This is a genomic window from Gordonia rhizosphera NBRC 16068, assembly GCF_000298195.1.
Taxonomy (GTDB): domain Bacteria; phylum Actinomycetota; class Actinomycetes; order Mycobacteriales; family Mycobacteriaceae; genus Gordonia; species Gordonia rhizosphera.
On sequence record NZ_BAHC01000011.1, the window covers coordinates 34,231 to 40,897 of the forward strand.

Annotated in this window: 10 protein-coding genes; 5 read left to right on the forward strand and 5 right to left on the reverse strand. The window is 68.8% G+C overall.

What is annotated here, in order from left to right:
- Positions 1 to 103 precede the first annotated feature (103 nt).
- From GORHZ_RS00925 to napA, 4 genes are all read right to left on the reverse strand, one after another.
- Entirely contained in the window at positions 104 to 1,225 is a 1,122-nt protein-coding gene (locus GORHZ_RS00925) for a glutamate--cysteine ligase (RefSeq protein ID WP_040529589.1), read from the reverse strand.
- Positions 1,226 to 1,288: 63 nt separating this feature from the next.
- Positions 1,289 to 1,627, reverse strand: coding sequence for a hypothetical protein (locus GORHZ_RS31495; protein ID WP_006329471.1), 339 nt, complete (start codon positions 1,625 to 1,627; stop codon positions 1,289 to 1,291).
- A 67-nt stretch (positions 1,628 to 1,694) separates the two neighbouring features.
- Entirely contained in the window at positions 1,695 to 2,168 is a 474-nt protein-coding gene (locus GORHZ_RS00940) for a LytR C-terminal domain-containing protein (protein ID WP_006329472.1), read from the reverse strand.
- A 58-nt stretch (positions 2,169 to 2,226) separates the two neighbouring features.
- Positions 2,227 to 2,604: a nucleoid-associated protein NapA gene (gene napA, locus GORHZ_RS00945; protein WP_006329474.1), complete on the reverse strand. Its 378-nt coding sequence runs from the start codon at positions 2,602 to 2,604 to the stop codon at positions 2,227 to 2,229.
- 220 nt (positions 2,605 to 2,824) lie between these two features.
- Between napA and GORHZ_RS00950 the strand changes: the two genes are divergently transcribed.
- Genes GORHZ_RS00950 through GORHZ_RS00970 form a run of 5 tightly spaced genes read left to right on the forward strand, consistent with a single transcriptional unit; the run spans position 2,825 to position 6,189 of the window.
- A complete protein-coding gene (locus tag GORHZ_RS00950) occupies positions 2,825 to 3,433 on the forward strand; it encodes a peptide deformylase (RefSeq protein WP_006329476.1) in 609 nt (202 codons plus the stop codon).
- A 5-nt stretch (positions 3,434 to 3,438) separates the two neighbouring features.
- On the forward strand, positions 3,439 to 4,407 hold the full coding sequence (locus tag GORHZ_RS00955) for an N-acetylglutamate synthase, CG3035 family (RefSeq protein WP_006329478.1): 969 nt from the start codon (positions 3,439 to 3,441) through the stop codon (positions 4,405 to 4,407).
- Between the two features lie 9 nt (positions 4,408 to 4,416).
- A complete protein-coding gene (locus tag GORHZ_RS00960; RefSeq protein ID WP_006329480.1) occupies positions 4,417 to 4,893 on the forward strand; it encodes a guanyl-specific ribonuclease in 477 nt (158 codons plus the stop codon).
- Positions 4,890 to 5,402 (forward strand): barstar family protein, encoded by a 513-nt coding sequence (locus tag GORHZ_RS00965; protein ID WP_083877151.1) that lies wholly within the window; start codon positions 4,890 to 4,892, stop codon positions 5,400 to 5,402. The genes GORHZ_RS00960 and GORHZ_RS00965 overlap by 4 nt, the downstream gene beginning before the upstream one ends.
- Position 5,403: 1 nt before the next feature.
- A complete protein-coding gene (locus tag GORHZ_RS00970) occupies positions 5,404 to 6,189 on the forward strand; it encodes an exodeoxyribonuclease III (protein WP_006329482.1) in 786 nt (261 codons plus the stop codon).
- Between the two features lie 21 nt (positions 6,190 to 6,210).
- Here GORHZ_RS00970 and GORHZ_RS00975 read toward each other — a convergent pair.
- The coding region (locus tag GORHZ_RS00975) for an IclR family transcriptional regulator domain-containing protein (RefSeq protein ID WP_006329483.1) at positions 6,211 to 6,667 on the reverse strand (457 nt) is incomplete at its 5' end.

A 6,667-nucleotide genomic window follows, 5' to 3' on the forward strand; every position in this document is an offset into this window, starting at 1 on the left:
CCATAGTGTGAAGAGGCGAGGCCCGGCGTGACCGTCGGAATGGGATCCGAGCGCACGCCGGGCCGCGCCTCGCGGCGTCCCGTCCTGACCCTGACTTGGGTGGTCAGCGGAGTTCGGCGACGACCGAACTGACCACGGCCCGCATGTCCCCGGACTGCTGATACACCGCCCGCTGCCGCTGGTAGCTGGCCCCTGCGGTGACGATGTTGCCGACCCGGGCGAGTTCGGTGACACAATTCAGGTCACGCGCGACCGGTTCGAGCCGGGTGAGGAGCTCGGCGAGATCCTCGGTGACCAGTCGCTCGCGACAGTCCGAGTCGAGAATGACGATCGCGTCCAACCCGTATCGCGCCGCGCGCCACTTGTTCTCCTGGACCAGCCAGGGAGCCATGTAGGGCAGCTCCTCCCCCGCCTCCAGCCGCCGGTCGAGATCGACGACGAGGCAGTGGATCAGGGCCACCAGCGCGGACAGTTCGGTGAGATTGGTCATGCCGTCGCACACCCGCACCTCGATGGTGCCCAGATGCGGTGAGGGCCGGATGTCCCACCGGATCTCGTTGATGTGGTCGATGATGCCGGTGGTCTTCTGGTCGGCGACGAACGCCTCGAACTCCGACCAGGCGGTGAACTGGAACGGCAGACCCGCGGTCGGCAACTGCTGGAACATCATCGCGCGGTTGCTGGCGTAGCTGGTGTCCTGGCCGGCCCACATCGGCGACGATGCGGACAGCGCCAGCAGATGCGGGTAGTACTTCAGCAGCGAACTCAGGATCGGCAGCACCTTGTCGCGGTGACTGATCCCGACATGCACGTGGACGCCCCAGATCAGCATCTGCCGACCCCACCACTGGGTCCGTTCGATCAGTTCGGCGTAGCGATGGCCCTCGGTGAGCAGCTGCGTCGACCACTGGGCGAAGGGATGGGTGCCCGCACCGTAGAGGTCGACCCCGAGTTCGTCGGTGAGGTCACGGACCGCGGCGATCGTCCCTGCGAGATCGGCCACCGCCTCGGGGGTGTCCCGGCAGATCCCGGTGACGAGCTCGACGGTGTTGCGCAGCAACTCCTTGTGGATCTTCTCGCGACGCGACGGCACCCGTTCGGAAACCAGGGCGAACAGAGCGGCCGCCGAGTTCGACAGGTCCCCCGACTCCTTGTCGGTCAGCGCGAACTCCCACTCCACCCCCAGCGACGGGGTCGGAGAGCCGTCGAACTCGATCGGCGTGATCATGACCACGGATCACCGCAGCGCCATGTCATGCGCCGCCTCGATGACCTCATCGACACCAGATCACGGCTGGGCGGGTTCAGACACCGGCGCACTTTCGGTCGTCGACGCCGCAGCGCTCTCCGATGCCGACTCCGGAGTGCTCTCCATCGACGCCGAGGCGCTCTCGGCTGCCGTCTCCAAGTTGTGGTAGGCCTCGCCGACCTCTGGGAGCTCCGGCACCTGGTTGCCCGTGATCACCGACGGGGTCGTGCCGGGGACGTCGCTGGGCGGCTCGTTGGGGGTGCACGCAGCCAGCGCCGCACCGATGATGCCCGCCGCGGCGAGCACGGTCAGCGCGCGTCGAGCGGTCCGGCCTTTCGATCCGGTGGCGGTCGAGGCGTTGGTCGAACTGACGGTCATGTCACTCCTTGCGATCTGAACGGGCCGGTTGTTGTGGTGCAGACTCGGGGCGCCTCGGCGCGGACGGTCATCGTGACACCACGATGACCGGGATGCCGGTGGAGCATCGGGTGAACGAGGACGGGCGGGGATCGACACTCGCGTCACCGCCGAGTGCCTCGGCCACCACCTCGGCCTGTGCCTTCTGGCCGTCGTCGTAGAAGATGGTGTTCTCGGTGATCGACGACGTGGACAGGTTGCCGGGGGTGGCGGTCTCGAATCCCTGCGCCTTCAGTTCGTCGGTGATGTCGCCCGCGAGCCCGGCGATCGTCCCGGCGTTGTAGACACACACCCGCGGTTTGTCGGCCGACGCCTTCGCCGACGTACTCGCCGGGGCGGTGGTCGCCACCTGCCGTTGGGCCTCCTCGAGGCCCTTCTCCGGGTTGTCCCCGGAGGTCGCCGCGGAATGCCAGCCGAGACCGACGAAGACGATGGCGACCGCCAACAACAACATGGCACCGGCCCGCAACGGCAGGCGGCTCGGTTCGCGATCAGGATTCATCACCGAGAACCTTAGCTCACGCCGGCCGATCGGCCGGTCGAGGTGGCCCCGCGGTCACCTACGTGATCTCGAAGCCCAGACGCCGTGCCGCGCGCGCCTTCTGCCGGGACGCGCGGAGCCGGCGGAGACGCTTGACCAGCATCGGATCGGCGGCCAGCGCCTCGGGTCGATCGACGAGTGCGTTGAGCACCTGGTAGTAGCGCGTCGCGGACAGACCGAACAGTTCCTTGATCGCTTCTTCCTTGGCACCGGCGTACTTCCACCACTGCCGCTCGAACGCCAGGATGTCGCGCTCGCGACGGGACAGGCCATCGGGCCCGACCTCATGAGGGTCGGCGGCATTCGTGGTCGGGTCAGCAGCGGCGTCGGTACGTGTGGGGTCTGCGGGTGTGGGTTGATCGCCCTGTTTCGGGCTTCGCGCAGCTGCGCCGTCCATCTCGCTCCCTCAAGATCGCCTCGTGCACATCACATCGCCGCCATGTTCGCCGACCAGGCCGGTCCGATCAACCGGTGAACTCTCGGGCCGGATTCGTGTCGACGAACGAATCACAGCAATGTGGTTCGGTGATCATCTAACCACGATCAGAGAGCCGCTTCGCGGTGTGACTCGCCATGACTCGCAGGCTCGCCCGACGTCGCTCGGTAATCTGTGGCGCATGGCAATTCTCCCGATCTGCATCGTCGGCGAACCCGTCCTGCACCATCCGACGGAACTCGTCGAACTCGATGCGCAGCGCCGCCCGGCGCCCGGTGTCGTGACGCTCCTCGACGACATGTACGAGACCATGGACGCGGCGCACGGGGTCGGGCTGGCCGCCAACCAGGTCGGGGTCGGCAGGCGATTGTTCGTCTACGACTGCCCCGACGGCGAGCGCTTCGAGGCCCGCCGGCGGCGTGGCGAGGTGATCAACCCGGTCCTGGAGACCTCCGAGATCCCGGAGACGATGCCCGACCCCGACGACAATGACGAGGGATGCCTGTCAGTTCCCGGAGAGCAGTTCCCGACCGGGCGCGCCGACTGGGCGCGGGTCACCGGGGTCGACCGCAACGGCGACGAGGTTGTCATCGAGGGTACCGGGTTCTTCGCCCGCATGCTGCAGCACGAAGTGGGTCACCTCGACGGATTTCTCTACGTTGATGTGCTGATGGGCCGCAACGCCCGGGCCGCCAAGAAGGCGATCAAACGCAACGGCTGGGGAACCCCGGGACTGACGTGGACCCCCGGCGAGGTCACCGACCCGTTCGGTCACGACGACGACGACTGAGCCCGGTGACCGACCGCCTGCCCTTCATCGGCGACCGCGTCGTCGTCCGCTACCGGCTCGGCGACCGGACACCCGCCGACTGGCGCGGTAACCCCACCGCGACGCTGTCGGACGTCACGGGCCTGCTCGTCGATGACGGCGACCCGCTCGTGGTCGACCGCGACGGCACCCCCGAGTCGGTCCCGCGTACCGCGATCTCCTCTATTCGCATCCTGTCGCGGGTGACGGTGCGCAACTCGCAGATCCGCGCGCTGGAAGGCGCCGCCGCAGCCGCGTGGCCGGGGGTGGAGTCGACCACCGTCGCCGGTTGGCTGCTGCGCTCTGGCGGCGGATTCACGCGGCGCGCCAACTCGGCGATCCCGCTGGAGTTCGGTGCGCGCGCCGACGATGCGACGTTCGGCGAGATCCGGGCCTGGTACCGCGAGCGCGGCCTGCCGCTGCTGGTGGCGCTGCCCGACCGGCTCGTGCCCGCCGGGCAGATCACGGGCCGGCCGGTGAGCGGCGAGATCGATGTCCTCGTCCGCGACGTCGACGGTTTTCCCGCGGCCCACGATCGGGCGGTCCGGTTGGCCACGACGCCGACACCTGCCTGGCTGCGCGCCTACCGCGGCCCCGAGGTCGACGTCGACACCGCGACCGCGGTCGTGAGCGCGTCGCGGGGTCCGGTGACCTTCGCGGCCGTCGACGACGACACCGCCGAACTCGGCGGGCCCCGATCGATCGGCCGCGCGTCGGTGACCGCGGCCGACGACGGCACCCGGTGGCTGGGTCTGACCGCGATCTGGACGCATCCGGCGCGGCGCCGCTCGGGTCTGGCGAGCGCCGTGCTGTCCACGCTGGTCGCCTGGGGGAGCGACGAGGGCGCCGAGCGCATCTACGTACAGGTCGAGGGCGACAACCGGGTCGCCGGGAACTGGTATCGCGCACTCGGTTTCGGGCTGCATCACACCGCCCGCTACCTCGAGGTCGGGTGAGGTGATCGGATGACGCACCCCACCGGACCCACCCGACGACCCACAAGACGACCCACCCGACGACGAGGCCCGATCCTCTCCGCCCTCTCGGTGGTGGCGATTCTTACCGTCATCGCGATCGGCTGGTTCGTGGGCGGCGGTGCTGATGACGGCGCAGCATCGACCACCTCATCGACCCCGACGACGACCACCGCGAAAGTGCCGGCCCGGGTGACGCGCACCCTGGCCCTGATCGACGCCGGCGAGTGGCCGGAGGCGGCGAACGCACCCGGAACACAGGGCGGCAACGTCTTCCGTAACAACGAGGGCCTGCTCCCGGCGACGGACGCGGACGGCAAACGCATCTCCTATCAGGAGTGGGACGTCAACCCGAAGGAGCCCGGGCAGAGCCGCGACGCCGAACGGATCGTCACCGGCAGCGACGGCACCGCCTGGTACACCGATGACCACTACCGATCCTTCGTGATGATCCGGGGGCCGAGTTGACGAACACATCCGCGGGTGCACCGATGCCGATGTCGCGGTTCCTGTCCGCGGCGGGCGGTCACGGACGTGTCGTCGGGGTGTGGCCCGGCGACGACGCCCCGGCCCTGTCCGCCGGGGTCCGGTGGGTCGTCGTCGATGCGGCCGAGATGTCCACCATTGCGGCCCTGTTCGACGAGTTCTCCCGGGCCTGGGGGTTCCCCGGCCATTTCGGACGCAACAAGGACGCCTTCGACGACTGCATGCGCGATCTCGCCGGTGACGTCGCGGACGGACACGAACCTTCCGCGTACGTCACCGTCATCGTCAACGCGGAGCACCTGCTGCGCGACGACCCGGACGAACTGCGGTGGTTCGCGTCGTCGCTCGGGTTCTACCGGGATCACTATCGCGACGTCGCCCGTCCGACGGCGACCTTTGCGGCGATCCTGGTGACCGCCCCCGACCTGGCCGAGGGCGTCGAGACGTGTTGGCGTCGTGCCGGTTCACCCGTCGCGATACTCGAGGCCTGAGATGCGTATCGCCACCTGGAATGTGAACTCGATCCGCGCGCGCTCGGAGTTCGTGGTCGCGTGGATGGAACGCAACGAGATCGACGTGCTCGCCATGCAGGAGACAAAGTGCCGGGACGACGAGTTCCCGCTGATGAGTTTCCTGGCGTCGGGTTACGACGTCGCCCATCTCGGTGACGGCGGCTTCAACGGCGTCGCGGTCGCGTCGCGGATCGGGCTCGAGGAGGTCGAATGCGGCTTCGAGGGGCAGCCTGCGTTCGGTGCCGGGGACGCGACGCCGCAGCGTGAGGCGCGGGCGATCTCCGCGGTCTGCGGCGGCGTGCGGGTGTGGAGCCTGTATGTGCCGAACGGTCGCTCTCTCGATGATCCGCACTACCGCTACAAACTGGCCTGGCTCGCGGCGCTGCGGGACATCGGTGCGCTGTGGCTCGCCCACGATCCGGGCGCGCAGATCGTGCTCGCCGGCGACTGGAACGTGATCGGAACCGACGACGACGTCTGGGATGTCACGGAATTCGACCGGAGGACACACGTCTCCGAGGCCGAACGCGCCGCTCTGGGTGCGATCCGCGACGCCGGATTCCGCGACTCGGCGCTGCCGTACGCCGACGGCTACACCTTCTGGGATTACCAGCAGCTGCGATTCCCGCGCGACGAGGGGATGCGCATCGACATGCTGATGTGCTCCCCCGCATTCGATGACCGCGTGCGCAATGCGTTCGTCGACCGGGAGGCACGTAAACCCAAGGGCGCCAGCGATCATGCACCCGTCGTGCTGGAGTTCTGACCGCCCGGACGAGACGGACCGTCAGTAGAGCAGCGGCCCGAGCCCGGCGGCCAACGTCCGGCACCGCGGGGCGAGCTCGGTGAGCACCTCGATCCGCGACGCGACACCGGTGAGCATCACCGCTCCCCGCACCCGACCTGTCACGTCGAACACCGGCACCGCGACGCTGGCCTGCTCGGCGACGAGTTCACCGACGTCACAGGCGAGATCGGTACGGCGCACCTCGTCGATCTCGGCCGCGAGCGTGGCGAGGTCGACGACGGTGTACGCGGTGAGCGCCGGCAACGGCGGACGCACGATCTCCCGCCACTGCGACATCGACGCCAACAACAACTTGCCCGCCGACGACGCGTGCGGGCAGCGCATGAGCTCACGCTCGCCGTAGAAGGGGTGGTCGGGGTCGGCGTCGAGCAGCCGCACCGACGTCGGGCGGAAGTAGACGATGTGCACCCCGAACCGCACGCCCGCCCGGAAGTCC

What these genes read in the sequence shown, in the direction of transcription:
- GORHZ_RS31495 (WP_006329471.1), bottom strand. Translation starts at nt 1,627, where the DNA reads ATGACCGTCAGTTCGACCAACGCCTCGACCGCCACCGGATCGAAAGGC.
- GORHZ_RS00940 (WP_006329472.1), bottom strand. Translation starts at nt 2,168, where the DNA reads ATGAATCCTGATCGCGAACCGAGCCGCCTGCCGTTGCGGGCCGGTGCC.
- napA (WP_006329474.1), bottom strand. Translation starts at nt 2,604, where the DNA reads ATGGACGGCGCAGCTGCGCGAAGCCCGAAACAGGGCGATCAACCCACA.
- GORHZ_RS00950 (WP_006329476.1), top strand. Translation starts at nt 2,825, where the DNA reads ATGGCAATTCTCCCGATCTGCATCGTCGGCGAACCCGTCCTGCACCAT.
- GORHZ_RS00960 (WP_006329480.1), top strand. Translation starts at nt 4,417, where the DNA reads ATGACGCACCCCACCGGACCCACCCGACGACCCACAAGACGACCCACC.
- GORHZ_RS00970 (WP_006329482.1), top strand. Translation starts at nt 5,404, where the DNA reads ATGCGTATCGCCACCTGGAATGTGAACTCGATCCGCGCGCGCTCGGAG.